General features: G+C 72.7%; 23 protein-coding genes. 14 read left to right on the top strand and 9 right to left on the bottom strand.

Annotated features, from left to right (window positions below; translation table 11 throughout):
* The first annotated feature begins 177 nt into the window (after window positions 1–177).
* The 6 genes from ACQP1S_RS16795 (at window position 178) to ACQP1S_RS16770 (ending at window position 7,368) form a co-directional block, all read left to right on the top strand.
* Window positions 178–336: a hypothetical protein gene (locus tag ACQP1S_RS16795; RefSeq protein ID WP_432896162.1), complete on the top strand. Its 159-nt coding sequence runs from the start codon at window positions 178–180 to the stop codon at window positions 334–336.
* 508 nt (window positions 337–844) lie between these two features.
* Window positions 845–2,104 (top strand): cytochrome P450, encoded by a 1,260-nt coding sequence (locus ACQP1S_RS16790; protein WP_432896159.1) that lies wholly within the window; start codon window positions 845–847, stop codon window positions 2,102–2,104.
* Window positions 2,105–2,148: 44 nt separating this feature from the next.
* Window positions 2,149–3,531, top strand: coding sequence for a cytochrome P450 (locus ACQP1S_RS16785; RefSeq protein WP_432908091.1), 1,383 nt, complete (start codon window positions 2,149–2,151; stop codon window positions 3,529–3,531).
* Complete coding sequence (locus ACQP1S_RS16780; RefSeq protein WP_432896156.1) at window positions 3,528–4,598, top strand: hypothetical protein; 1,071 nt, start codon at window positions 3,528–3,530, stop codon at window positions 4,596–4,598. The genes ACQP1S_RS16785 and ACQP1S_RS16780 overlap by 4 nt, the downstream gene beginning before the upstream one ends.
* The gene (locus tag ACQP1S_RS16775; RefSeq protein WP_432896153.1) at window positions 4,595–5,704 is read left to right on the top strand and encodes a TIGR03857 family LLM class F420-dependent oxidoreductase; all 1,110 of its coding nucleotides are present in this window, start codon (window positions 4,595–4,597) and stop codon (window positions 5,702–5,704) included. Before ACQP1S_RS16780 ends, ACQP1S_RS16775 begins: the two co-directional genes overlap by 4 nt.
* A 161-nt stretch (window positions 5,705–5,865) precedes the next feature.
* On the top strand, window positions 5,866–7,368 hold the full coding sequence (locus tag ACQP1S_RS16770; RefSeq protein ID WP_432896150.1) for a carboxylesterase/lipase family protein: 1,503 nt from the start codon (window positions 5,866–5,868) through the stop codon (window positions 7,366–7,368).
* On the opposite strand, the gene ACQP1S_RS16765 is transcribed toward ACQP1S_RS16770, so the two are convergent.
* The gene (locus ACQP1S_RS16765) at window positions 7,315–8,382 is read right to left on the bottom strand and encodes a helix-turn-helix transcriptional regulator (RefSeq protein ID WP_432896147.1); all 1,068 of its coding nucleotides are present in this window, start codon (window positions 8,380–8,382) and stop codon (window positions 7,315–7,317) included. The two genes, ACQP1S_RS16770 and ACQP1S_RS16765, sit on opposite strands and share 54 nt — an antisense overlap.
* A gap of 109 nt (window positions 8,383–8,491) precedes the next feature.
* On the opposite strand from ACQP1S_RS16765, the gene ACQP1S_RS16760 reads away from it, so the two are divergent.
* On the top strand, window positions 8,492–8,953 hold the full coding sequence (locus tag ACQP1S_RS16760) for a VOC family protein (protein ID WP_432896144.1): 462 nt from the start codon (window positions 8,492–8,494) through the stop codon (window positions 8,951–8,953).
* 53 nt (window positions 8,954–9,006) lie between these two features.
* Here ACQP1S_RS16760 and ACQP1S_RS16755 read toward each other — a convergent pair whose 3' ends face one another.
* Genes ACQP1S_RS16755 through ACQP1S_RS16745 form a run of 3 tightly spaced genes read right to left on the bottom strand, consistent with a single transcriptional unit; the run spans window position 9,007 to window position 12,484 of the window.
* Window positions 9,007–11,286, bottom strand: coding sequence for an FtsX-like permease family protein (locus tag ACQP1S_RS16755; RefSeq protein WP_432896141.1), 2,280 nt, complete (start codon window positions 11,284–11,286; stop codon window positions 9,007–9,009).
* A complete protein-coding gene (locus ACQP1S_RS16750) occupies window positions 11,283–11,963 on the bottom strand; it encodes an ABC transporter ATP-binding protein (RefSeq protein ID WP_432896138.1) in 681 nt (226 codons plus the stop codon). Before ACQP1S_RS16750 ends, ACQP1S_RS16755 begins: the two co-directional genes overlap by 4 nt.
* Entirely contained in the window at window positions 11,960–12,484 is a 525-nt protein-coding gene (locus tag ACQP1S_RS16745; RefSeq protein ID WP_091253529.1) for a PadR family transcriptional regulator, read from the bottom strand. The genes ACQP1S_RS16750 and ACQP1S_RS16745 overlap by 4 nt, the downstream gene beginning before the upstream one ends.
* A 277-nt stretch (window positions 12,485–12,761) precedes the next feature.
* Here ACQP1S_RS16745 and ACQP1S_RS16740 point away from each other — a divergent pair, with 277 nt between their 5' ends.
* Together ACQP1S_RS16740 and ACQP1S_RS16735 are read left to right on the top strand one after the other, a co-directional pair.
* Window positions 12,762–14,498, top strand: coding sequence for a M28 family peptidase (locus ACQP1S_RS16740; RefSeq protein ID WP_432896134.1), 1,737 nt, complete (start codon window positions 12,762–12,764; stop codon window positions 14,496–14,498).
* Between the two features lie 85 nt (window positions 14,499–14,583).
* Complete coding sequence (locus ACQP1S_RS16735) at window positions 14,584–14,997, top strand: hypothetical protein (protein WP_091253534.1); 414 nt, start codon at window positions 14,584–14,586, stop codon at window positions 14,995–14,997.
* A gap of 232 nt (window positions 14,998–15,229) precedes the next feature.
* Here the strand turns inward: ACQP1S_RS16735 and ACQP1S_RS16730 are convergent, their stop codons facing one another.
* A complete protein-coding gene (locus ACQP1S_RS16730; protein WP_432896130.1) occupies window positions 15,230–16,492 on the bottom strand; it encodes an MFS transporter in 1,263 nt (420 codons plus the stop codon).
* Window positions 16,489–17,061 carry a helix-turn-helix domain-containing protein gene (locus ACQP1S_RS16725; RefSeq protein WP_432896127.1) on the bottom strand — a complete coding sequence of 191 codons (573 nt, stop codon included), beginning with the start codon at window positions 17,059–17,061 and terminating at the stop codon, window positions 16,489–16,491. Before ACQP1S_RS16725 ends, ACQP1S_RS16730 begins: the two co-directional genes overlap by 4 nt.
* Window positions 17,062–17,272: 211 nt before the next feature.
* On the opposite strand from ACQP1S_RS16725, the gene ACQP1S_RS16720 reads away from it, so the two are divergent.
* Window positions 17,273–18,124, top strand: a complete 852-nt coding sequence (locus ACQP1S_RS16720; RefSeq protein ID WP_432896124.1) for a hypothetical protein — start codon at window positions 17,273–17,275, stop codon at window positions 18,122–18,124.
* A 47-nt stretch (window positions 18,125–18,171) separates the two neighbouring features.
* Here the strand turns inward: ACQP1S_RS16720 and smpB are convergent, their stop codons facing one another.
* Entirely contained in the window at window positions 18,172–18,675 is a 504-nt protein-coding gene (gene smpB / locus ACQP1S_RS16715) for an SsrA-binding protein SmpB (protein WP_432896121.1), read from the bottom strand.
* Window positions 18,676–18,758: 83 nt separating this feature from the next.
* Between smpB and ACQP1S_RS16710 the strand changes: the two genes are divergently transcribed.
* From ACQP1S_RS16710 to htpG, 3 genes are all read left to right on the top strand, one after another.
* Window positions 18,759–19,298 carry a DinB family protein gene (locus ACQP1S_RS16710; RefSeq protein WP_091253548.1) on the top strand — a complete coding sequence of 180 codons (540 nt, stop codon included), beginning with the start codon at window positions 18,759–18,761 and terminating at the stop codon, window positions 19,296–19,298.
* A gap of 107 nt (window positions 19,299–19,405) precedes the next feature.
* The gene (locus ACQP1S_RS16705; protein WP_091253550.1) at window positions 19,406–20,074 is read left to right on the top strand and encodes a class I SAM-dependent DNA methyltransferase; all 669 of its coding nucleotides are present in this window, start codon (window positions 19,406–19,408) and stop codon (window positions 20,072–20,074) included.
* 124 nt (window positions 20,075–20,198) lie between these two features.
* The gene (gene htpG / locus ACQP1S_RS16700; protein ID WP_432908089.1) at window positions 20,199–22,040 is read left to right on the top strand and encodes a molecular chaperone HtpG; all 1,842 of its coding nucleotides are present in this window, start codon (window positions 20,199–20,201) and stop codon (window positions 22,038–22,040) included.
* Window positions 22,041–22,088: 48 nt separating this feature from the next.
* Here the strand turns inward: htpG and ACQP1S_RS16695 are convergent, their stop codons facing one another.
* Together ACQP1S_RS16695 and ACQP1S_RS16690 are read right to left on the bottom strand one after the other, a co-directional pair.
* Window positions 22,089–22,946 carry a peptidoglycan-binding domain-containing protein gene (locus ACQP1S_RS16695; RefSeq protein ID WP_432896116.1) on the bottom strand — a complete coding sequence of 286 codons (858 nt, stop codon included), beginning with the start codon at window positions 22,944–22,946 and terminating at the stop codon, window positions 22,089–22,091.
* Between the two features lies 1 nt (window position 22,947).
* Complete coding sequence (locus tag ACQP1S_RS16690; RefSeq protein WP_363668499.1) at window positions 22,948–23,076, bottom strand: hypothetical protein; 129 nt, start codon at window positions 23,074–23,076, stop codon at window positions 22,948–22,950.
* A 281-nt stretch (window positions 23,077–23,357) separates the two neighbouring features.
* On the opposite strand from ACQP1S_RS16690, the gene nhaA reads away from it, so the two are divergent.
* Entirely contained in the window at window positions 23,358–24,686 is a 1,329-nt protein-coding gene (gene nhaA, locus ACQP1S_RS16685) for a Na+/H+ antiporter NhaA (protein ID WP_432896113.1), read from the top strand.
* Window positions 24,687–24,724: the final 38 nt, after the last annotated feature.

The raw sequence follows: 24,724 nt of genomic DNA, 5'->3' as shown, positions 1-24,724 counted from the left end.
GGCCGTTGTTCTCCTGCCGCAACACCGCGTTCTCCTGCCGCAAACCGGCATTCCCACGATCGAGATCGCCGAACCCGCCGACGACCACTTGATCAGTCACAAAGGATCTGTGCTCGCGGAGCCAGTGGCCTGGTGACCCGTCTCGGAAAGATCGCTAGGCGATCAGGAGGAGGAGCGGTGATCGATGCCATGGTCGAGTGGCTATTGCGATCTCCTTCTCGCATCCGGATACTGATGAGTAGTATTCATGCCTACGAATGGATCATCGTATGGATCATCTCCATCGTGATCGCCGTGCCCTCACGGCAGGATTCGGAGCCATCCTTCTTGGACTGAGTCTTCTGGTGTGGCCAGCCGCCGGCGCGACGGCGCAGCTGGAAGCTTCCGATCGGAATGGCATGCAAGTGGGCGTCAACGCTAACTGCTATCAGCTCAATAATCCAGACTCCGGATTGTGTCTAACGCTCTGCAACGGCAACACGATCGATGGGGTTGCCAACGGTGGCAGATTGCTGAGCGGTCTGTCAGGCGGGTGGTGTCTCTCTATCTTACGGGGATAGCCCGGCGCCTGGGGCGATCGCATTACACGATCAACTTTCAAAGACGGGGCGCTAGCCGATCGCATGTCCGCCGCTATCGCCAGACGACCACGGGGAGAGCGGTTTGGGGATGTGAGGGGACACTCGCACGTATGGACTGAACTCCATACAAGTTCTTGTGCACGTGGCGCTATTCGAGATGCGAGAAGGGTAGGAGTGATTCGCGCATGACAGCCACATCGCACTTCGCTGCGTCGGCTTCCGGCGCCAGTCGGGACTGGCGGACGGTGCTGGCCTCGTCGGACGTGTACGCCGTGCTGTCCGACCCGGCGGTGATGGCGGATCCGCTGCCCCTGGCTGCCTGGCTGCGGGAGAACGCCCCCGTGTACCGGAGAGCGGACGGTGAATACCTGGTCAGCCGCTACGAGGACGTCTCCCGTCTCTTCCGGGCGCCGCCGGATCACATCCGGGTGCAGGCGGCCGGCATCCTCCGGTCCGGGGCCATGGAAGAGCACCCGAGCGTCCGTCGGCTGGCGGACACCATCGGGCTCCGGAATCCACCCGAGCACACCCGCCTCAACCGGGTCTACATGCGGTACCTCACTGCCGCCCGGGTGGCCGCGCTCCGGGAGCAGACCCGGGTGATCGTGGCGGACAGCGTCCGAGACCTCACGGCGAGATTGACCGCCGGACAGCAGGCGGACCTGCACGAGCTGGCGACGGCTCTTCCCACGCACATGATGAGCCTGCTGCTGGACCTGCCCCCGGCGGATATCTCCTGGCTGAACACGTGCGTGTGGCGCATCGAGCAGCCATTCGATCCGACGCTCACCGACGTCCGCCTGTCCGACGCGGATCGCAGCAGTGCGGAACTGGACGCCTTCGTGGTGGATCTGGTGGCCCGTCGGCGCGGCAGCGGAGGCAGCGATCTGATCACGGCACTGGCCGACACGAGAGATGACGAGGGTGGCCTTTCGCAGAACGACATCATCGCCATGGTGTTCACCATCCTCGCGGGCGGAGGGCCCACCATGGCCTGGGTCATCGCCTTGGCGCTGTGGCGCACGCTGGTCCGTCGTGAGCGCGTCGACCGCCTCGACGGATCCCCCGGCGGGGCTGCGGCGTACGTCGAGGAACTGCTGCGGTTCGAGTCACCGGCGATGTACAGCCCGATCCCGCGAGTCGCCGTACGCGACATCGAACTGGGGGGTGAGGTTCTCCCTGCGGGCTCGCGGATCTACGGGCTGATCACCGGCGCCAACCACGACCCCCGGGCGTTCCAAGATCCTGGAGTGTTCGATCCGTCGCGCTTCGATCCCTCAGCACGGCGGCGTGGCGCTGCCCCCGTGCTGGCCTACGGCACGGGGATCCACCGCTGCGTCGGGGCGCACCTGGCCTCGATGGAGCTCGAAGTGGTCTTCGAGGAGATCTCCGCGCTCCTGCCGGACCTGCACTTGGAGGGGCCGGTGACGTGGGGACGCACCTCGTACAGCCGTAGTGTCACCGCGCTCCCTGTCCGGCTGGGCGCGCCGGCTCCGGCGCGGTCGGAGCACCAGCGGCCATGAGACGAATCCACGTTCCCTGGCAGGACGGAGAGAAGTCCGTGTCGATGGCAGTCCCGCACCGGGTGCCGAAGGCGATGCGTTCGCGTGTTCCGCTGGTCGGCAGCGCCGTGCGCATCCGCCGCGATCCGCTGGGGTTCGTGCAGCAGCTCCGCCGCTACGGCGATGTGGCCACGTTCAAACTGGGCCCGCGGACGGCGTACGTGGTGAACCACCCCGAGCTGATCCGTCAGATGCTGGTGACGGATGCCGAGAAGTTCCACAAGGGGGTGATGTTCCAAAAGGCGCAGGTCCTGGCCCGCAACGGCCTGTTCACGTCGGAGGGGGACTTCCACGCCCGGCAGCGTCGACTCATCCAGCCGGCAGTCCACGCCTCCGAGATCGCCGGCTACACCCGGACCATGGGGGAGCACGTCCAGGGGCTGGTGACCGCATGGGCCGACGGGGAAGTGGTCCGGATGGACGAGGTCACCTTCCCGTTGGCGCTCGGCATCGTCGCCCGGGTCCTGTTCTCCACGGACCTCGACCCGGCGGCCGCGGCCGAGGTCCAGGAGACCCTCCCCGTGCTGCTGCGGGGTCTTGGCCAGCGCGCCCTGGCGCCGTTCGACTTCCTGGACCGGTTGCCGACACCGACCAACCGGGCATTCGAGCGCGCGCTGCCGCGGTTCCAAGCCGTGGTCTACCGGATGATCCGTCAGCACCGCCTCGACCTCGGGCAACACCCGGACCTGCTGACCTCGCTGCTGCAGGCCGTGGACGCGGACACCGGTGCGGCCATGACGGACGACCAGGTCTACGACGAGGTCACCAGCATGATCATCGCCGGCAGCGAGACGACGGCGGCGGCGATGTCCTGGGCGGCCTACCTGCTCGCCGCCCACCCGGCTGCGCAACGCGCCGTGCAGGACGAGGTCGACGACGTCCTGCAGGGCCGTCCGGTGCGGTACGAGGACCTGGGCCGACTGCAGTACACCCATCGCGTCGTCAAGGAGACCCTGCGCCTCTACCCGACCACCTGGATGCTGATGCGCCGCCCCCTCGTCGACGTCGACCTCGGCGGCTACCGGCTCCCGGCCGACGCGATGGTGCTGTTCTCCATCTTCGCCCTGCACCGCGACCCGGCCCTCTTCCCGGACCCGGAGCACTTCGACCCGGACCGCTGGCTGCCGGCCCGCGCCGAGACGATCCCGCCCCACGCCTACCTGCCCTTCGGCGCCGGCCCGCGAGGGTGCATCGGGGGCCCGTTCTCCCACACCGAGGCGTCCGTGTTCCTCGCCACCCTGGCCCAACGGCACACCCTGGTTCCGGTGTCCGACGAACCGGCCCGGATCGTCACCACGCTCATCCCGATGCCGGGGCCCATTCCGCTGGCCGTGCGTTCCCGCACGGAGCCACCCGTGTCGACCTCACCGGAGGCGGTGATCCGATGACCCCACCCACCGTTGACGCCGCCGTGGAACGGGCACTGGAGTACTTGGTAGGACAGCACGAACTGTCCTACCCGGACGCGGCACACATCATGGGCTCCTACTCCACCGCGCAGTTCGTCAAGCTCGACCAGCAGCACCAGCCCCTGCCAACGGCGGGAGAAGAGGCAGGGAGGTTCGCCGAGTTCCGCTGCGTGGGCGCCATCTACCACGTTGCCACCATCACCGAGGCACTCCTGGACGCCGCAGAGGCCGGCCACAAGGAATGCCGGCGACTCGCCGACGAGAACACCGCCTGGCTGTTCTCCCAACGCGACGGCGTCTCCTGGCGGTACTTCCCCGGCTTCGCACCCCTACCGCACGACGCCGACACCCTCGCCCAGGTCCTGCGGATCCTCATCCGCACAGGCCACGCCGACAACGCCGTCGTACGCGCCGCCACCGCTCTCGCCGCGCGCAACGCATGGGACGACGGCGTCGTCAACACCTGGCTGCTCGACACACCCGGCGAACGCGATACGGCCAACCGGGTCTGGGGCCGGGGCCGGAACGACACCGGCCGCGACCCCGAGGTGGTCGCGAACCTCGCACACGCCACCCACCTGTACGAGCAGCACATCGGGCCCCTACCGCTGAGCCCGCTCGTCGGCCCGGCAACCCGCTGGCTGATCGACCAGCAACAGCCCATGGGCTTCTGGCGAGCCTCCTGGTATGTGGGAACCTGCTACAGCACCTACGTCGCCGTACGCCACCTCGCTGCCCTGGGCGGACATCAACAAGAGATCGCCCGGGCCGCACACTTCCTCGCACAGGCACCCGCACCCGATCCCCTCAACCGGGCCCTGGCCATGCTGGCCCTGACCGCGGCCGGCACCGCCGTGTCCCCGGACGACTGCCAGCTGCTGGTCGGCAGCCAATTCCCGGACGGCTCCTGGGAGGCGGTGCCCTGGCTGGACAACCACGCCAGAGTGTGGGGAAGCCGCGCGGTCACCACCGCGCTCTGCCTCAAGGCCCTGCTCGCCGTGCAGCGGGACACCGCAAGCGCGGACCACCACGGCAGGATGCCGTGAGCGACACCCCTTCCACCCCCACTACCCTGCCGCTGGGGGCATACATCCTGTCCGGCCGCGTGCCTGACGCGCGTACGGGCATCGCCCAGGCGCAGGCCGGAGAGGCACTCGGGCTCAGCAACCTGTGGATCTCCGAGAAGTTCGGCACGAAGGACCTCGGCGCACTCGCAGGCGCACTGGCCGCATGCACCACACGACCCGGCATCGCCGCCGGAGTCGTCCCCTTTCAGACCCGGCACCCCCTGCAGCTCGCCTCACTCGCGACCACCCTCCAGTCGCTGACCGCAGGCCGCTTCCTGCTCGGGCTCGGACGCGGCGGCAGCTGGCTGTCCGGACTCGGCGTGCCGCCCACCGCCACGGCGCGGATGGTTGTCGACACCGTGACCATGCTGCGCCGCCTGTGGAACGGCGAAGAGGTGACCTACCACGGCCCCGCAGGCGATTTCCCGAGGCTTCAGCTCCGGGAACTGCCGACCACACCGCCACCCCGCGTCGTCCTGGCCGGGATAGGTGAGCAGTCCTTGCGGCTCGCCGGAGAACACTTCGACGGTGTGCTCCTGCCGGCGTTCACCACGCCGCAGGCAGTCGCACGGATCGCCGCCCGCGTCCGCCAGGCCGCGACAACCTGTGGCCGTAGCCCGAACGCCGTGCGCATCTACGCCACCGTCCTCACCGCGGCCGACCCGACACCCGAGGCCAGGGATGTCATCGCGGGTCGGGCGGCAACCTACCTACAGGCTCCCGTCGGCGGCGAACGGCTGGTGCGGATCAACGGCTGGGACCTGGACGCGCTTCGACGACTGCGCGGACACCCCCACATCGCCCGGCTCGGCGACACGTACGCCGACGCCGTCCTCGACCCCCTCGACCTCGCCGAGGCCGCCGACCTGATACCCGCAACCTGGCTTGATGAGTCCACCGCGACCGGAAGCCCCCATGCCTGCGCCGCCCGGCTTCAGGACTACCTCGACGCCGGTGCCGACGAGCTGGTCCTGCACGGCACCACACCCGACCGGCTCGCCCCCGTCATCCACGCTTTCTCTGCACTCTGCCCACCATCGCGACCGCGACCCGCCGCGGCAGACACGCAGGACCGCCTGCGATGACTGGCCGGGTCCCGCACCAGTCACCCTGACCCTTGGCGCCATCACCGGCATAGCCACCAGGGCACCAGGTGCTTCGATTTCCCGTCCTGGCCCAATTGGTTTGCCGGTGGTCGGCGGGCGCTGGGATGCTGCGGTCGACCGGGAGCGGGGGAGGGGCCAGCATGCCGTCGGAGTCCGCGCCGGAAGTCCGTACCGTGGCCGGTGTCCTGCGCGGCTGCCGGGAGGCGGGCCGGGCGGTGTTCCGTGGCATCCCGTACGCCGAGCCGCCGGTCGGAGCCCTCCGGTTCGCCGCGCCGCAGCCGGTACGCGGCTGGGCGGGCGTACGTCCGGCGGTCGCCTTCGGTCCGCCGCCCCCGCCGCCCGGCGCGTTCGGGACGTCCCCGCAGGGCGTCGGCGACGACTGGCTGACGCTCAACGTCTGGACGCCGGAGCCGGACCCGGCGGCGGGGTTGCCGGTCCTGGTGTGGGTCCCCGGTGGTGGTTACCTCGTCGGCTGTTCCGGCCTCCCGGAGTACGACGGCGGCCACCTCGCCGGCGGCGGAGTCGTGGTGGTGACGCTCAACTACCGCCTCGGTTTCGAGGGTTTCGGGCAGCTCGACGGGGCCCCGGCCAACCGGGGGCTGCTCGACCAGGTCGCGGCCCTGCGCTGGGTGCGGGACAACATCAGTGCCTTCGGGGGCGACCCGGACCGGGTGACGGTCTTCGGGCAGTCGGCCGGTGGCGGCTCGGTCGCCGCGCTGCTGGCCATGCCGCGCGCCGGCGGACTGTTCCGGCGGGCGGTCGCGCAGAGCGTCCCGGGGACGTTCCTCTCACCCGAGCTGGCCGCCGACGTCACCGCCGCCTGCGCCGCCGAGCTGGGGGTACGACCGACCCTGGCCGACCTGTCGACGGTGGCTCCGGCCCGGCTGCCGGCGGTGGGCGAGGCGATCTCGGCCGGGATCGTCCGGTGGCGGGAGCGGTGGGGGCGGATCACCCACCGGCCGATCCCGTTCGCGCCGGTCGTCGACGGTGACGTGCTGCCGGCGACCCCGTGGCGGGCGCTGGCCGACGGTGCCGCGCGGGACGTCGCACTGCTCGTCGGGCACACCCGCGACGAGCACCGGCTGTTCAGCCTGCTCGACGGCGTGCTCGGCCAGGTCACGCCGGAGCAGACCGAGACCGCGCTGCGGATGCTGGCCCCCGGCCCGGCCGGTGCCCGCCGATACCGGGAGGCGTTCCCGGACGCGACCGACGAGCAGCTGTACGAGCTGGTCAACGCGGACTGGCTGTTCCGGATGCCGAGCCTGCACCTGGCCGACGCGCAACTCGCCGGTGGCGGCCGGGTCCACCTCTACGAGCTGACCTGGCCGGCGCCGGGCCTGGGCGGTGGCCTCGGTGCCTGTCACGGCCTGGATGTGCCGCTGGTCTTCGGCAACCTGACCAGTGGGCAACCCGCGATGCTGATCGGTGATCCGCCCACCCCCGCCGCGCAGGAGCTGTCCGGGCAGCTGCGCGGGGCGTGGACGGCGTTCGCCGCGACCGGCGACCCCGGGTGGCCGTCGTACGACGCCGATCGCCGCACGCGCGTCTTCGACGAGCGGCCGGCGGTCGTGGCCTATCCGGAGGAGACCTCACGGCGGCTGTGGCGGGACCACACCTTCGCTGCGCTCCCGCTGCTGGCCTGACAGCGCCGGGGCGGCGGAGCCCACTCGTGCCACGGCGGCGGCACCACCGGTGGCGGTGCGGGTGAACCGGCCGGCCAGCAGCGCGAACGCGTCGGTGAGCGGCTGCGGACCGACCACGGTGATGTCGGCGTCGTAGCGGGCGACGGCGGCGGCGAGGCTCACCCAGGACCACGACCCGAGGGTGAGCCGGCACCGGTCGGGGGCGATCTCCTCGACGAGGCCGTCGCGGGTGTACCGGGCGACGGTCGCCGCCGGCAGGTCGAGGAGCACCGTGCCCCGGCAGGGCCAGTCCGCCGACCCGCCGCCCGACCCTCGGAAGACCCCGGTGAGGTATGTGGCGACGTCCCCGCCGGGCAGCGGGCGGGGGGTGAAGCGGGGCCCGTGCGGCGGGCGCAGGGTGATCCGGTCGACGCGGAAGGTCCGCCAGTCGGCCCGGTCGAGGTCCCAGGCGACGAGGTACCACCGGCCGTCCCAGGTGACGACGTGGTGCGGTTCGGCGTGCCGGGCCGGCCCGTCGATGTGCTCGGGCCCGTAGTCGAACCGGAGGATCTCGCGGGCGTGCACGGCGCTGCCGAGCGCCAGCAGCACCCCGCCGTCGACCGGTTCGGCCGGTGCGGTGGTGGGCCGGGCGACGGCGGTGACGCTGAGCGCCCCGACCCGCTGCCGCAGCCGGGCGGGCAGCACCTGCCCGACGGTGTGCAGCGCCCGCGCCGCGTCGTCGGCGAGCCCGCCGGTCGTGCCGGTCGCCGCGACCTGGAGCGCGATGGTGAGGGCGACGGCCTGTTCGTCGTCGAACAGCAGTGGCGGCAGCACGGTGCCGGCGGCGAGCCGGTAGCCACCGTCGGGGCCCTTGGCGGCGGCGATGGGGTAGCCGAGTTCCCGGAGCCGGTCGACGTCGCGGCGCACGGTACGCAGGCTGATGCCCAGGCGTGCGGCCAGCACCCCGCCGGGCCAGTCCCGACGGGTCTGCAACAGCGACAGCAGGGCGAGCAGGCGGGCGGACGTGGTCGGCACGAGGCTGATTCTGCCCGCAGTAGGTGCCACACCCTGTCACCTACTGCGGAGAATCTTGCTCCTGACCAGCCCCAACCGGGTGCACAGATCCATCAGCAAGGAGTCGACCATGGCCATCTCCGCCACCACGCACCTCAACTTCCGGGGTGACGCCCGCGCGGCGTTGGAGTTCTACCGGTCCGTGTTCGGTGGCCACAGCACCGTCGTCAGCTACGGCGACCTGGGGATGCCGAAGGATCTGCCGGACGCCGACAAGGTCGTCTTCGGCCAGGTCACCGCCGACAACGGGTTCGCCGTCATGGCCTACGACGTGCCCGGCCAGGCCCCCGCCGCCGCCGCGCCGGCCGCCACCACCCGCGAGAACGGCATGACGCTGACCGGCGAACGGTTCTTCGTCTCCGTCCGGGGCGACAGCGCCGAGGAGGTCGGCGCGTTCTGGCGCCGGCTCGCCGAGGGCGCCGACCTGATCGAGGAGTACGGCCCGTCGCCGTGGGCCCCCGGGTTCGGCATGCTCACCGACCGGTTCGGCGTCACCTGGATCCTCGACGTCGCCACGCCGTACGCCGGCTGACCTCCGTGACCCGGTCCGGGACCGCCGGTGGACGGCGGCCCCGGACCGGCCGGTCACTCGGTACGCAGCCCGTCGGCGCGGGTGAGCCGCCACAGCAGGGGCAGGCTCAGCCCGGTCACCGCCAGGACGGTCAGCGCGCCGAGCCCGACGGAGAAGCCGACCACCGGCCAGGCGATCGAGACCGGGGCCTGCACCATCCGCAGCAGGGCAGCGCCGAGGCCGAGCCCGAAGCCGACGGCCAACACCAGCCCGACCCCGACCGGCAGGGCGGTCTGCCACAGCACGGACCAGCCGAGGGTGCTGCGTCGGGTGCCCACCGCCACCAGCATGGCCAGCAGGCGGCGGCGTTCCCGCAGCTGCTCCAGCGTGCCGACCAGCATGCTGGTGGCGATCAGCACCAGGGTGACGACCGTGCCGATGGCCAGGCCGCGCCGGATGTCGGCGAACTTGGGCGACTCGATGGTCGGGGACAGCACGGAGACGGGGGTGGTCAGGTCGATCGCGGCGGTGGCGTTGCGGACGTGTTCGACCGCGTCCGGGGCGGCCGGGTCGAGCTGGAGGTAGACGGTCGACCGCAGCGGACCGAGGGTCCGTGTGCCGACCGCGCCGGGGGTGACCAGCACCCCGTTCTGCAGCCAGCCGGCCGGGTCGGGTCGGGCCTGCGCAGTCCGCGCCGTCGTGGGCACCCGCCACCGCGACCCGTCCTCGACGGTCAGCATCGCGCCGGCGGGGACGGCCACCGGGTCGCCCGGATCGGACACCAGGAAGGTGTCCCCGTCCGCGCACCGGTCGAGGCGGGCGAACTCGGCCAGCGCGGCACAGTCGCCGACCCGGATCTCCACCGGTGGGCCGTCCGGCGAGCCGACGGTGGCCCCGGTGCTGAGGGTGCCGGTCGCGGCGGTCACCCCCTCGGCCCCGCCGAGCTGCCGCAGCACCCGGGCCAGGTCGGGCTGGTCGCGGAACTGCACCTGCGCCTGCGCCCGGGAGGTGTCCTGCCCGCTGGCGGTGGTGAAGTCCCCGGCGACCCCGGCGAAGAGCATCTGCAGGCCGATGGTGCCGGCGACGGCCACGGCGATGCCGTTGACCAGCCGCGCGGAGGTGGCGCTGTCCAGCTGCACCCGGCGTACCGCGAGCTGCCAGGGCACCGGGCCGCCGCGTAGCCGCCGGACCAGCAGGTCGGTCAGCCAGGGCAGCAGGGTGACCGTGCCGATCAGCAACAGCACCGCCCCGGCCGGGACCAGCCACCGGGTGATGCCGCCGTCCCCCTCGCGCAGACCGGCCACGGGCAGGAGCACGGCCAGGCCGGCGGCGGGCAGCAGCAGCCGCCACCAGAGCCGGCGGCGGACCGGGGTGCCGCGTCGGGTCACCCCGAGCGGCTCCACCACCACCGCGCGCAGCGCCAGCATCGCCACCAGCACGGCCAGCGCCGGCACCGCCAGCACGACGGCCAGCAGCAGCGCGGTGGGCGGCCGGATGTCGGAGGCGTACACGCTGATGTCGTAGAGGGTGACCAGCGGGACCAGTTGGCGGCCGGCGAGCAGGAACCCGATGCCGACGGCGACGCCGAGCAGCGCGCCGGCGGCGGCCTCCCCGGCGGCGATCCGCCGGACCATGGTGGTGTCCGCGCCGACCAGCCGCAGCGCGGCGAGCCGGCGGTCCCGGCGTTCGCCGCCGTAGCGCACGGCGGAGCCGAGAAACACCGCGATGGGCAGCAGCAGCACCACGAAGATGACCGCCACCAGCAGCATCAGCACCGGGCCGAGACCCTCGCCGGGCAGCCCGCCGCCGAACCTGTCCAGCCGGGTCGCCCCGTGCGCGTCGGTCAGCCGGTCGTCGCCCAGGTAGTAGGCCAGTTCGTGGGGGCCGGCGAGGCCCTCGTCGGCGATGGTGCCGGTGACCCGCGCGCCGCCGAGGCGGGGGGCGAACAACGGGCCGGCGGGGGAGTCGAGCAGCCGGCGCAGGGCGGGGGAGACGACCACCTCGCCGGTGCCGGGCAGGGCGGTCAATCCCGGCGGGACGGGGGCGGCCGGCCCCTCCGGCCGGACCAGCCGGCCCCGGACCGGCCGGCCCCGGAACTCGATGTCCACCGGGTGGACCAGCAGGGTGCCGGGACCGGCCGCGACCCGTTCGCCCATCCGCAGGTCGTCGCGGGCGTCGCCGCGCGCCTGCCGGGCGTCCAGCGCCCCGGGCACGGCGGTGGCGAGCAGCAGCATGGCCACCCCGATACCGACGCCGACGGCGGTGAGCAGCGCCCGGGTCCAACCCTCCCGGCCGCCCGTGACCGCCATCCGGGCACCCATCACCAGGTCCGCTACCGCGCCCCGGCCGATCACGCCGCGACCTCCAGATTCCGGGTACGCCCGTCGCGCACCACGACCTCCCGGTCGGAGTACGCGGCCACCCGCGCCTCGTGGGTGACCAGCACCACCGCCGCCCCGGTGTCCCGGGCGGCCTCGGTGAGCAGCCGCATCACCCGTTCGCCGTTGAGCGAGTCCAGCGCGCCGGTCGGCTCGTCGGCGAAGATCACCCGGGGGCGGGTGACCAGCGCGCGGGCCACCGCGACGCGTTGCCCCTGGCCGCCGGAGACCTCGCCGGGGCGCTTGCCGGCCACCTCGGTCACCTCCAGCCGTTCCAACCACTGCCCGGCCCGCTGTTCGGCCGCACGCCGGGGGACCCGGGCCAGCCGCAGCGGCAGGGCGACGTTCTCCAGGCAGGTCAGCTCGGGCACCAACTGGCCGAACTGGAAGACGAAGCCGAAGGCATCCCGGCGCAGGGCGCTGCGCCGGGCGTCGCTCATCGTCACCAGATCCTGACCGTCGAAGACGATCCGGCCCCGGTCGGGGCGGACGATCCCGGCCAGGCAGTGCAGCAGGGTGGACTTGCCGGAGCCGGACGACCCGAGCACCGCGACCACCTCGCCCTCGTCGATGCGCAGCGCGGCGTCGACCAGCGCCACCGTCTCACCGAAGCGGCGGTGCAGGCCCTCGGCGACCAGCAGCGGGGCGCTCATCGGCGCACCTGCGCGGCCAGCTCGTCGAGGCGGGCGGTGGTGAGTTCGAGCCAGCGCAGGTCGGCCTCCAGGTGGAACAGCGCGTGGTCGCAGATCAACTGCTCGGCGAGGTCGCCGTCGCGCTTGCGGCGGGTCAGGTCCCGCATCAGCCGCAGGTGCTCGGCGCGCTGCACGTCGAGCAGTTCGGCCGCCTGACGGCCGGTGAGCAGGGCGAGCACCACCTTGGTGTAGAGGACGCTCTGCAGGTAGGGCTCGGGCTGTTCCGGGCGGGCCAGCCACTGCGCCACGTCGGTGACGCCGGCCTCGGTGATGGCGTACCGCTTGCGGTCGGGGCCCTCGCCGGGCTCGACCGCCTCCACCTCGACCAGGCCGCCGCGCAGCAGCCGGGACAGGGTCGCGTAGACCTGGCCGTAGGCGACCGGGCGGGCGTGGCCGAAGTGTTCGTCGTAGCGTCGTTTGATGTCGTAGCCGTGCCGGGGGGTCGCCTCCAGCAGGCCGAGAAAGGTCTGGCCGATGGACATGCGGAGAACTATACACACCGCGTATACACGCGTTGTCTACACCCCGCGCCGAGGCTGTGGTGACCGCTTCCCGACGCCGCGCCCTGCGGTGCCCGCGAATGTGACACCGTCCGACGGATTGACCGGCAGATTGATACATGTCAGTGTTTGCTTCCCCGGCGTTTCCGCCGCGATCCCACCCCCGGATCGCGGGTCTCCCGTCCACCCCCGGTCACCTCCGACAGGCGGGACGGTGACGCCTGGGCGGATGCCCCGCCGACCCCCATGAGGAGCTCGTATGAAGCGCAGAACCCTGGCGATCGCCGCCGTCACCGCGGTGACGCTCGCCCTGGCCGCGCCACCGGCCTCGGCCACCACGACCGCCCGGCCGGCCACCGCCGCACCGGCCGTCGCCGCGCTCGCCGCGCCGGACGTCCAGGTCAGCAACGTCCAGGCGCACCTGGCCCAGTTCCAGAGCATCGCCACCAGCAACGGCGGCAACCGACGGGCCGGCTCGGCCGGCTACACCGCCTCGGTCGCCTACGTGAAGTCCAAGCTCCAGGCCGCCGGCTACACGGTCACCGAGCAGACCTGCACCAGCTGCACCTACCAGGGCAACAACGTGATCGCCGAGTGGCCGCAGGGCCCGACCACCGACGTCGTCATGTTCGGTGCGCACCTCGACGGGGTCTCCGCCGGGCCGGCCATCAACGACAACGGCTCCGGCTCCTCCGTGCTGCTGGAGAACGCCCTGGTGCTCGCCCAGCAGAACCCGACCATGACCAAGCGGGTCCGGTTCGCCTGGTGGAACGGCGAGGAGCAGGGCCTGCAGGGCTCGAAGTTCTATGTGAACTCGCTCAGCGCCACCCAGAAGGGCTACATCAAGGGGTACTACAACTTCGACATGGTCTCCTCGACCAACGGCGGCTACTTCATCAACCGGCTCACCTCGACCACGGCCGCGCCGCTGAAGGCGTACTGGGACTCGCTCGGGCTGTCGCCGGAGGAGAACGTCGAGGGCCAGGGCCGCTCCGACGACTACTCGTTCCAGCAGGCCGGCATCCCGACCTCCGGGTACGCGATGGGGGCCAGCGCCCGCAAGACCAGCGCCCAGGCCAGCAAGTGGGGCGGCACCGCCAACTCCGCGTACGACCCGTGCTACCACTCGTCCTGCGACACCAGCAACAACGTCAACGCCACCGGGCTCAACCGCAATGCCGACGGTGTCGCGTACGCCATCTGGGCCCTCGCGGTCGGCGGCGGCACCCCGACCAACGACTTCTCCGTCGCGGTCAGCCCGACCGCCGGCGGTGTGGTCCGGGGCGGCTCCACCACCGCCACGGTCAGCACCGCCACCACCAGCGGCAGCGCCCAGACCGTCGCCCTGTCGGCCTCCGGTGCGCCCAGCGGCGTGACCGTCTCGTTCAGCCCGTCGTCGGTCACCTCCGGCGGCTCGGCCACCATGACGGTCAGCGCGTCGTCGAGCGCCAGCCTCGGCAGCTTCACCCTCACCGTGACCGGCACCGGCTCGGCCACCCGCACGGCCAGCTACACCGTCACCGTCACCGGCACCGGTAGCTGCACCGGCGGGCAGGTCGTCGGCAACGGCGGCTTCGAGTCCGGCGCCACCGTATGGACGGCCACCTCCGGTGTCATCACCAACTCGTCCAGCCAGCCGGCCCGCACCGGCTCCTACAAGGCGTGGCTCAACGGCAACGGCAGCACCAGCACCGACACGCTCTCCCAGTCGGTGACCGTGCCGGCCGGCTGCTCCTCCTACGCCCTCGCCTTCTACCTGCACATCGACACCACCGAGCGGACCACCACCGTCGCGTACGACAAGCTGGTGGTCCAGATCGGCAGCACCACGCTGGCGACGTACTCGAACCTCAACAAGGCGACCGGCTACACGCTGCGCTCGTTCGACGTCGGCGCGTACGCCGGGCAGACGGTGACCCTGAAGTTCACCGGCACCGAGGACGCCTCGCTGCAGACCAGCTTCGTCATCGACGACGTGACGTTGCAGGCGAGCTGACCGACCCGGGTGGGGTGGACGGACCGTCCGCCCCGCCCGGACCGTCATGACGATAAATGTCATACCCGGGTCGGACCATGGGGACATGGCTGCCCCCGCGCTGTCCCACCACAGTGGTCAACCCCGATCCGTGCCGCTGCGCGAGCTGCGTACCCGGCTGACCCAGCTGATCGCGATGGCCGAGTTGACCGACACGGTCACCCTGGTCACCCGCGACGGCGACACCCGGCCGGTCGCCGCGATCGTGCCGGCCTCCGCCGCCCGCAGCGCGGCCCAGGCCCGCGCCGACGGTGAACGCCTCAGCACGGTGACGGCGGGTTGGGCCCGCCGGCTGGAGGAGTCGCACCGGCAGGGCGCCCGCCGGCACGCCGCCGAGCTGCGGGCCGTGACCGACGCGCTGACCGAGGTCTGGGCCGAGCTGGACCGGCGCGTCCCACCCGGCACCGACCCGGCCGTCGACCGGCTCCGCGCCGCCCAGGCCGAGCTGCGCCGCGACTGACCCCCGGGCACACCCGACGCCCGGGCTGGCCCCCGTCACCCTCGACGCCCGGGGCGGTTCCGACCCGTGCCACGACCGGCACGCCCGCGGGTAGACGCGTCATGCCCACTCGCCTCCCCGTCCCGTCCCGCCCTGCCCCGGTGATCAAGAGGTTTGCGTCAACCTGAAGATCGAAGCTGACGTGAACCTCTTGATCACCGAGAACGGGAAACGGGGCCTGGTCGGATGCGGCTCAGCCGACCGGTGTGGGGGTCTGTGCCGGGCGGGCGGGGACGCCCGGGCGGTCCAGCGTGCGCCACGGGCCGCCCAGCAGCGGGGTGAGCACCACCAGCAGGTAGCAGCAGCCCACGGTGAGTAGGACGGGTGTGGTGCCGAACCGGTCGACGGCCACCCCGGCGGCGAGCGCGCCCAGCGGGATGCCGGCCCAGCAGCCCGCCCCGATCACCCCGAACACCCGGGCCCGCAGGTGGGCCGGCACCCGTTCCAGCTCCACCGCGCCGAGCAGCGGGTTGATCGCACCGGCGGCGAAGCCGGACAGGGCGAAGACCGCGACGATCCAGGGCAGCGGCGGCGCGGCGGCCAGCGCCCAGAAGGGCGGCGCACTGGCCAGGGCGAACGCGGTGACGAGGGTGGCCCGGCGGGGCAGCCGGTGGCCGACCGCGCTGAACAGCAGCGACCCGGCCAGCGCGCCGCCACCCATCGCGCCGACCAGCAGGCCGAACGCCGCCGCTCCGCCGAGTTCCCGGTCGGCCACCACCGGCAGCAGCACGTTGCTCTTGGTGGCGTCGAAGAAGTTGGTCACCAGTACCAGCAGCACCACCGCGCGCAGCAACGGCTCCCGGGCCAGGAACCGCACCCCGGCGGCGAATTCCCGCCAGTAGCCGCCGTCGGCCGGGTCGGCGGGCGTGGCCGGGCGCAGCGACCGGGGCACCAGCACCGTCACGACCAGCGCGGAGACCGCGAAGGTGACGGCGTCCAGGGCCAGCACGGGGAGCGCGCCGAGGGTGGCGACGAGCAGGCCGGCCACCGGGGCGCCGATCAGCCGGGCGCCCCGCTCGCTGGCCTCGTACCAGCCGACGGCCCGTTCCAGGGGCACCCCGGCGGCGGTGGCCGCCTCCGGCAGCAGGGCGTTGCGGGCAGTCTGTCCGGGGGTGTCGAGCAGGCCGCTGGCGAAGACCAGCCCGAGCAGCGCCCAGAAGGGCAGGCCGACGGTGGCGTCGATCAGCGGCACGGCGGCGACCGTCAGCCCGGACACCACATCGGCCAGGACGCTGGCCCGGCGGTAGCCGATCCGGTCCACCAGCACCCCGCCGAGCGCGCCGCCGAGCACCATCGGCACGGCGGCGACCGCGCCGGTGAGGCCGGTGGCGGCGGGCGAGCCGGTCTCGGCGAGCACATAGAGCGGCAGCGCGATCAGGGTGAGCATGTTGCCGGTGAGCGAGACCGTGTGACCGACCAGCAGGCCGACCAGTGGGGCGCGGCGACGGGGCGTCACCGTTGGTCCCGGAAGGCGTGGTACATCAACGACACGGTCTCGGCCCCTGGCCGGGCCGGGTCGCTGCGGTGCTGCCAGCGGGCGGCCAGCGCCTCCAGGTCGGCCCGCAGTTCGATCAGCTCGTCGCTGGTCAGGTGCAGCCAGGAGTCGCTGCTGGCGGTGCCGCGCACCCACCTCGGGTCGAGGGTCGCCTCGACGTCGAGGTAGTGGCCGAGCCGTTCCACGTACCGGTCGAGGATCGCCCGGCGCAGCAGGTCGGAGGCGGCCCGGCGTTCCGGGTCGGCGAGCATCTCGACCGGTTCCCAGGACGTCCGGGTGTGCGCCGCGCGCCACCAGCGTTCGCGGCGGTCGCGGGCGTGCTCGGGGGCCTCCTCGACGAAGCCGTGCTCGGCCAGTTTGCCCAGGTGGTAACTGGCCGAGCCGACCGCCTCGTCGATGGCGTCGCTGAGCATGCCGACGCTCTGCGGGCCCCGCACGCGCAGCTCGCCGAGCAGCCGCAACCGGGTCGGGTGGGCCAGCGCACGCATCGCCCGGGGGTCGGTCAGGTGCCTGGGGTGCTCCTCCGTCATGCCGCCACGGTAAAACAACAAGACTTGAAGTACAAGACTCCTTGTATAACTGGCGCGACCGGCCGGCGGCCGACGCGCTGCGGACCGCACGCGGGGCAGGGACAATCCGACGGGAGCATCGGCCGGGGGACCGGCCGGCCCGTGAGCCGGAGGCGGTGTCGATGAGCGGATCGGCGGTGGCGGCCGGGCCCGCCCGGGTCGGGAGCGGGCGGTGACGTCCGGGCTCGCGCTGACCTTCGCCCTCGGCGCGGCGTTCGGCTACGGCGTCGGCTCGGTCCTGCAGGCCGTCGGGGCGCGGCGCGGCGCCAGCACCCTGCGCGCCCTCGGGCACCCGCTCTATCTCGCCGGTCTGGCCTGCGACACGCTGGCCTGGCTCGCCTCCCTGGTCGCCCTCCAGAAACTGCCCGTGTACGCGGTCCAGTCGGTGACCGCCGGCTCCCTCGCCGTCACCGTGGTCATCGCCCGGATCGTGCTCGGCGCGCGACTGCGCCGCCGCGACACCGCGGCGATCCTGCTCACCGTCGCCGCCCTGACCGTCATCTCGTTGGCCGCCGGCCCCGAACCGCCGGCCACCGCGTCGACGGCGCTACGGGTCGGCCTGGCCGTCGCGGCGGTGCTGACCGCCGCCGCCGGGGTCGCCGCCCTGCGGGTGGCCCGGCCGATCGTCGCCGCCACCCTGGCCGGCCTCGCCTGGGGGATCACCGCGCTGTGCGCCCGGGCGTTCACCCCACCGACCGACCCGCCGGGCCACCCGGCCACGGCGGTGTGGGACCTGCTGCGGGAGCCGGTCAGCTGGGGACTGGTCGTCTCCGGCGTGACCGGGACCATCCTGTACGCCCACGCGCTGCGGCACGGGCAGGTCGGGCCGGTCACCGCCGTGCTCTGGGCGGTCGAGATCGTCGTCCCGTCGGTCGCCGGGGTGCTGCTGCTCGGCGACGGGGTACGCGCCGGCTGGTTACCCTGGGCGGTCGTGGCGACCCTGGCCACCGTGGCCGCGGCGGTGGTGCTGGCCAGCGCGCCGGGCACCGCGAACACCGCCGGGGCGGACGACGTCCCCGGCTGAGCCCGCAGCCCGCCCCCCGCGAGCCGTCCGACCGCCGCCGATCGGGCTCAGCCCGGTCGGCGGCTCTCGCCGGCCACGCGGCGGCCCTTGAGCCGGCGACCCAACTCCCGGGCGATCTCCCGGTTGGCGTCGCGTTCGGCGAGGACCTGGCGCTTGTCGTACGAGCGGCGGCCCCGGGCGAGCGCGATCTCCACCTTGGCCCAGCCGTTGCTGAAGTACATCGACAGCGGCACCAGGGTCACCCCGCCGTCGCGTAGCTTCTCCAGGATCCGGGCGATCTCCACCCGGCGCAGCAGCAGCTTGCGGGTCCGCCGGGGCTGGTGGTTGGTCCAGGTGCCGTAGCCGTACTCGGCGATGTGCAGGCCGTGCAGCAGCAGCTCGCCGTCGCTCTCCTGGGCGAACGCGTCGACCAGCGACACCCGCCCCTCGCGCAGCGACTTGACCTCGGTGCCGGCCAGCACGATGCCCGCCTCGTAGGTCTTCAGCACGGTGTAGTCGTGGCGGGCCTTCTTGTTGGCGGCGATGAGCTTGCGCTCCACATCCCGCGACACGACGACCACCTCCGCTCGGATCTGCCAGCGGCATACACCCTACCGTCGGTTCCGGCCCGGCACCTCCGTGGCAGGATCGCCGCATGGCGGAGTGGGCGGCGATCACGCCGGAGGACCGGGACTGGACCGGCGTCATCGACGACGGGTGCGCCGAGTGCGGCTTCGTGCCGCAGCGGGCCGACGCCACCGGGGGTCGGCTGCGCGCCACCGTCCCGGTCTGGCGGGACGTCCTGACCCGGCCCGACGCGACCCGGCGGCCCGCGCCGACCGTCTGGTCGCCGGTGGAGTACGCCTGCCACGTGCGGGACACCTGCCGGATCTTCCGGGGTCGGCTGGCGCTGATGCTCGACGAGGACGACCCGGTCTTCCCGAACTGGGACCAGGACGCCACCGCCGTCGAGGACGACTACTTCCACCAGTCACCGGCCCGGGTGGCCGGGGAACTCGCCGCACAGGCCGAGTCGACCGCCGCCGCGTTCGACGCCGTCACGCCTGCGCAGTGGGCCCGGCCGGGCCGGCGCAGCAACGGTTCGGTGTTCACCGTGCGTCGCTTCGCCGTCTACTTCCTGCATGACGTGGTGCACCACGTGCACGACGTCACCCGCCCGACGACCCCCCGCTGACCCCCGGCGACGTCACCAGCGGGCCGACCGGGGCCGACGCCGACGCCGGGTCGGTCGGGTGTGGCCCCGCCCCTGGCGCAGCCGCCCGGCCGGTAGGGTCCGCAGCCGTGACCGACGCCGACTTCCTCGCCGAGACCCGCGCCTCCTACGACACGATGGCCGCCGGGTACGCCACCCGGTTCCGCGCCGAACTCGCCGCCCGCCCGGTCGACCGGGCCATGCTCGCCGCGTTCGCCGAGACCGTCCTGGCCGGCGGCGGTGGCCCGGTGCTCGACGTCGGCTGCGGCCCCGGCCGGATCACCGGCCACCTGCGCGCCCTCGACCTGACCGTCACCGGGCTCGACCTGTCCCCCGGGATGCTGGCGCAGGGCCGGCTCGCCCACCCTGACCTGCGCCTCGTCGAGGGGTCCATGCTGGACCTGCCGGTGGCGGACGGCGTGCTGGCCGGGCTGGTCGCCTGGTACAGCGTCATCCACGTGCCCGACGAGTGGCTGCCCCGGGTCTTCGCCGAGTTCCGCCGGGTCCTCGCCCCCGGTGGGCACGCCCTGCTGGCCTTCCAGGTCGGCGACGAGACGGTCCGCTACACCGAGGCGTGGGGCGACCCGGTCTCCCTGGCGTTCCGTCGCCGCAGCCCGGACCATGTGGCGGCGTTGCTGCACGCCGCGGGGCTGCCGGAGCGGGCCCGGATGTGCCGGGCCCCGCAGGAGTTCGACGGCGCCACCGAACGCACCCCGCAGGCCTGCCTGCTGGTTCGTCGGGACGACGACCGGGCGTGACCGGGCCGCCACGGCACCTCGTATCCTGTTGCGCGGATCTGACCCACCGTACGAGGAGGTTGGTGTGAGCAGTCGGACCGAGACGCTGGAATTCCAGGCGGAGACACGCCAGCTGCTGCAACTGATGGTGCACTCCATCTATTCGCACAAGGACATCTTCCTGCGCGAGTTGATCTCCAACGCCTCCGACGCGTTGGACAAGCTCCGGCTGGAGTCGCTGGTCGACTCCGACCTCGACGTGGACACCACGGACCTGCACATCGAGCTGGTGATCGACCCGGACGCCCGGACCCTGACCGTGCGGGACAACGGCGTCGGGATGTCCCGCGAGGACGTCGTGTCGCTGATCGGCACCATCGCCCGTTCCGGCACCGCCGAGCTGCTGCGCAAGCTCAAGGAGTCCAAGGAGAACGCCGGCAACGAGCTGATCGGCCAGTTCGGCGTCGGGTTCTACTCGACGTTCATGGTCGCCGACCGGGTCACCCTGCTCACCCGACGGGCCGGGCAGACCGAGGGCACCCGCTGGGAGTCCAGCGGCGAGGGCACGTACGTGGTGGAGACGGTCGACGACGCCCCGCAGGGCACCTCGGTCACCGTGCACCTCAAGCCGGCCGACGACGAGGACAACCTGCACGACTACGCCGACCGCAACACGATCCGGCAGATCGTCAAGCGGTACTCGGACTTCATCTCCTGGCCGATCCGCACCACCGTGCCGGGCGTCGACGACGGCGAACCGACCGTGGAGACCCTCAACTCCCGCAAGGCGCTCTGGGCGCGCTCGCGCGACGAGGTCGCCGAGGAGGAGTACCGGGACTTCTACCGGCACGTCAGCCACGACTGGACCGACCCGCTGGAGACCATCCACATGCGCGGGGAGGGCACCTTCGAGTACGAGGCGCTGCTGTTCCTGCCCGCGCACGCGCCGTACGACCTCTACCAGGCCGACGGCCGGCGCGGGGTGCAGCTCTACGTCAAGCGGGTCTTCGTGATGGACGACTGCGCCGCGCTGATGCCGAACTACCTGCGCTTCGTCAAGGGCGTGGTGGACGCCCACGACCTGTCGCTGAACATCTCCCGGGAGATCCTCCAGCAGGACCGGCAGATCCAGATCGTCCGCCGCCGGCTGGTCCGCAAGGTGCTGGCCACGGTCAAGGAGATGCGCACCGGCAACCCGGAGCGGTTCGCCACCTTCTGGGCCGAGTTCGGCCGGGTGGTCAAGGAGGGTCTGCTGGAGGACGCGGACAACACCGAGACCATCCTCGACCTGGTCTCGGTGGCCTCCACCCACCACGACAGCGACCCCACCACCCTGGGCGAGTACGTGGCGCGGATGAAGGAGGGCCAGGGCGAGATCTACTACGCCACCGGCGAGAACCGCACCATGCTGGAGAACTCCCCGCACCTGGAGGCGTTCCGGGCCAAGGGCTACGAGGTGCTGCTGCTCACCGACCCGGTCGACGAGGTCTGGGTGGAGCGGGTCGGCCAGTTCGACGGCAAGCCGCTGCGGTCCATCGCCAAGGGCCAGGTCGACCTGGAGACCGAGGAGGAACGCAAGGACACCGAGGTCGCCCGGGAACAGCAGAACAAGGAGTACGCCGAGCTGCTCACCTTCCTCGGCGGGGCGCTCGGCGACACGGTCAAGGAGGTCCGGCTCTCCTCCCGGCTGACCACCTCGCCCGCGTGCATCGTCGGCGACGCGCACGACATCACCCCCACCCTGGAGAAGATGTACCGGGCGATGGGGCAGGAACTGCCCCCGGTCAAGCGCATCCTCGAACTCAACCCGACCCACCCGCTGGTCACCGCCCTGCGCGTCGCCCACCAGCGGGGCGACGACACGTCGACGCTGACCGAGACCGCCGAGTTGGTCTACGGCACGGCGCTGCTCGCCGAGGGTGGCGACCTGGCCGACCCGGCCCGGTTCGCCCGGCTGCTCGCCGACCGGTTGGCCCGTACCCTCTGATCCGGCACGGTCCCGGCCGGGCGTGGATGCCCGGCCGGGACCGGACTCTCAGTAGGTGACCCGCACCCCCATCGCGGCCCACGTCGCGGCGCCGACGACCCCGTCGACGGCCAGCCCGCGCATCTCCTGGTACCAGCGGACCCCGGACTCGGTGGCCGGCCCGAACCGCCCGGTCACCGGCCCGCACCGGCCCACCCCGATGAACCTCTGGACGAAGGCGACGTCATCGCCGACCCTGCCCACCCGGACCGTCCGGGAGCCCGCCGCCCGTCCGGCGTGCGCCGGGGCCGGCGGGACGCCCCGGCGCAACGCGGCAACGGTACGGGTGCCCACCACGGCGTCGGGGGTGAGGTCGCGGGCGCTCTGGAAGGAGCGTACCCAGGCGGTGGTGGCCGGGCCGAACACGCCGTCCACGGTGAGCCGGGCACCGAGGCCGTTGGCGAGGGTCTGCAACTCGCGGACGTCGCCGCCCCGGCTGCCGGCCCGCAACACCCGGTCGCCCAACCGGGCCGCCGTCGCCGCCGCGACCCCCCAGGGTCGTCGGCTGTCCTCCAGGGCCCGTTGGTGGCTGACGCTGACATGGACGTGTTTGTCGTGCGGGTTCGACCCGGTGTACCGGGCGGCCCGGAAGTCCCGGGTGCGGCTCCAGATCATCCGGTTGTAGATGACGTACTGGGTGGCGGGGTGGGCCACCGCCTGCCGGACGACGAGCAGCGGGTCGATGCCGTCGACGTCGACGTCCACCGCGTTGACCGAGCGGTCGTCGGGATCCGGGTTGTGGTCGCTGTGCCGTGCCTGGTGACTGGCGTCGCCCAGCCAGCCGTCCGACCTGCGGTCCCGGCGGGGCCAGCGGGTGTCGATCTCGTCGCGCAGCACGCGCAGCGTGGGTGCCAGGTGTACGCCCATCTCACCCCTCCTCGTCGGGCACGGCGGCGGGATCGAGGTCGGCCTCGTCCCCGGTCAGGCTCTCCGGGTCGTCGTCCTCGGCGGCGGTGGCGACGAGGTAGTCGGTGTCGTCGGTGGTCTCTGGGTCCACGAGGCAAACCTCCCGAATCGGATTCCCGTTACGCTGCCTCCACGGTCGGCCCGGTCGGGACCGCTGCCCAGTGCTGAGTCGCCTATCGGCGGCAACCGTGGCCGATCGGCTCCGGCCACCCGCCGATCGAGAGCGGACCACCCGGATGCGCGAGGATCGGCAGCCTGATCAGGTGGTCCGTCCCGGGATGATCGGCCAATCGGGCGGGTAGGGTTGCCCCTGGTGTGCCGGGAAGTCTGGTCGGCGATGGATGACGCGACCCCTGCCGACGAGGAGTTTCCGTGACCGACGCCGACCGGCGCCGTACCAGCCTGTTCGCCCGCCGTTCGTGGGGCGAGACCAGCCGCATCACCGCCATCCTCCGCAAGGAGACCGTCGGCGGGGCACTCCTGCTCGGTGGGGCCCTCATCGCGTTGATCTGGTCCAACTCCCCCTGGTCGGGGGGGTACCAGGCGCTGCGGGACCACACCGTCGGCCCGGCGGCGCTGCACCTGGATCTCAGCCTCGCCACCTGGGCCGCCGACGGCCTGCTGGCCGTCTTCTTCTTCGTCGCCGGTCTGGAGCTCAAACGCGAGTTCGTCGCCGGTGACCTGCGTGACCCCCGCCGGGCCGCGGTGCCGGTGGCGGCGGCCGTCGGCGGGGTGGTCGTGCCCGCCGTCCTCTACTCCGTGATCGTCGTGGGGGCGGGTGACGGCGCGGGTCGGGGCTGGGCCATCCCGACCGCCACCGACATCGCCTTCGCGCTGGCGGTGCTCGCCGTGGTGGGCCGGTTCCTGCCGTCCGCGCTGCGCACCTTCCTGCTCACCCTGGCGGTGGTCGACGACCTGCTCGCCATCATGATCATCGCGGTCTTCTACACCTCGGACCTGTCCGTCGCCCCGCTGCTGGGCGCGCTGCTGCCGCTCGCCGCCTTCGCGTTCCTGGTGCAGCGCCGCGTCCGGTCCTGGTGGCTGCTGCTGCCCCTGGCGGCCCTCACCTGGGTGCTGGTCCACGAGTCGGGTGTGCACGCCACGGTGGCCGGCGTGCTGCTCGCCTTCACCGTCCCGGTGGTCCGCAGCGCGGCGGCCGGTGGCCCGAACGCCGGCCCCGGCCTGGCCGAACACTTCGAGCACCGGGTCCGGCCGATCTCCGCCGGGATCGCCGTTCCGCTCTTCGCGTTCCTCTCCGCCGGCGTCACCGTCGGCGGCCTCGCCGGGCTGGCCACCGCCTTGACCGACCGGGTCGCGGTCGGCATCGTCGTCGGTCTGATCATCGGCAAGCCGGTCGGCATCCTGGCCGCGACCTGGTTGGTGTCCCGGTTCACCCGCGCCGACCTCGACGAGGGCCTCAACTGGCTCGACGTGCTCGGTCTCGCGCTGCTCGGCGGCATCGGTTTCACCGTCTCGCTGCTGATCGGGGAACTCGCCTTCGGCCTGGGCAGTGCGCGCGACGACCACGCCAAGATCGCCGTGCTCGCCGGCTCGCTGCTGTCGGCGCTGCTGGCCAGCGTCATCCTGCGGGTCCGGGGACGCGTCTACCGGCGGGTGCACGAGGCGGAGAGCATCGACCTGGACCGGGACGGCGTGCCGGACGTCTTCGAGTCGGAAGCGGAGCGGCCCGCCGGGCGGTGACCCGACCACCGGGCCGGCGCCGGCGCCCGGCCGCTATG

The sequence above is a fragment of the Micromonospora matsumotoense genome (assembly GCF_050951065.1).
Classification (GTDB): Bacteria; Actinomycetota; Actinomycetes; order Mycobacteriales; family Micromonosporaceae; genus Micromonospora; species Micromonospora matsumotoensis.
This window is presented reverse-complemented; position numbering and strand designations above follow the sequence as displayed.

Excerpts from the sequence above, each read along its gene's own strand:
- ACQP1S_RS16785 (WP_432908091.1), top strand. The coding sequence starts at position 2,149 with ATGGCAGTCCCGCACCGGGTGCCGAAGGCGATGCGTTCGCGTGTTCCG.
- ACQP1S_RS16780 (WP_432896156.1), top strand. The coding sequence starts at position 3,528 with ATGACCCCACCCACCGTTGACGCCGCCGTGGAACGGGCACTGGAGTAC.
- ACQP1S_RS16770 (WP_432896150.1), top strand. The coding sequence starts at position 5,866 with ATGCCGTCGGAGTCCGCGCCGGAAGTCCGTACCGTGGCCGGTGTCCTG.
- ACQP1S_RS16760 (WP_432896144.1), top strand. The coding sequence starts at position 8,492 with ATGGCCATCTCCGCCACCACGCACCTCAACTTCCGGGGTGACGCCCGC.
- ACQP1S_RS16750 (WP_432896138.1), bottom strand. The coding sequence starts at position 11,963 with ATGAGCGCCCCGCTGCTGGTCGCCGAGGGCCTGCACCGCCGCTTCGGT.
- ACQP1S_RS16745 (WP_091253529.1), bottom strand. The coding sequence starts at position 12,484 with ATGTCCATCGGCCAGACCTTTCTCGGCCTGCTGGAGGCGACCCCCCGG.
- ACQP1S_RS16740 (WP_432896134.1), top strand. The coding sequence starts at position 12,762 with ATGAAGCGCAGAACCCTGGCGATCGCCGCCGTCACCGCGGTGACGCTC.
- ACQP1S_RS16735 (WP_091253534.1), top strand. The coding sequence starts at position 14,584 with ATGGCTGCCCCCGCGCTGTCCCACCACAGTGGTCAACCCCGATCCGTG.
- ACQP1S_RS16725 (WP_432896127.1), bottom strand. The coding sequence starts at position 17,061 with ATGACGGAGGAGCACCCCAGGCACCTGACCGACCCCCGGGCGATGCGT.
- ACQP1S_RS16710 (WP_091253548.1), top strand. The coding sequence starts at position 18,759 with ATGGCGGAGTGGGCGGCGATCACGCCGGAGGACCGGGACTGGACCGGC.
- htpG (WP_432908089.1), top strand. The coding sequence starts at position 20,199 with ATGGTGCACTCCATCTATTCGCACAAGGACATCTTCCTGCGCGAGTTG.
- ACQP1S_RS16695 (WP_432896116.1), bottom strand. The coding sequence starts at position 22,946 with ATGGGCGTACACCTGGCACCCACGCTGCGCGTGCTGCGCGACGAGATC.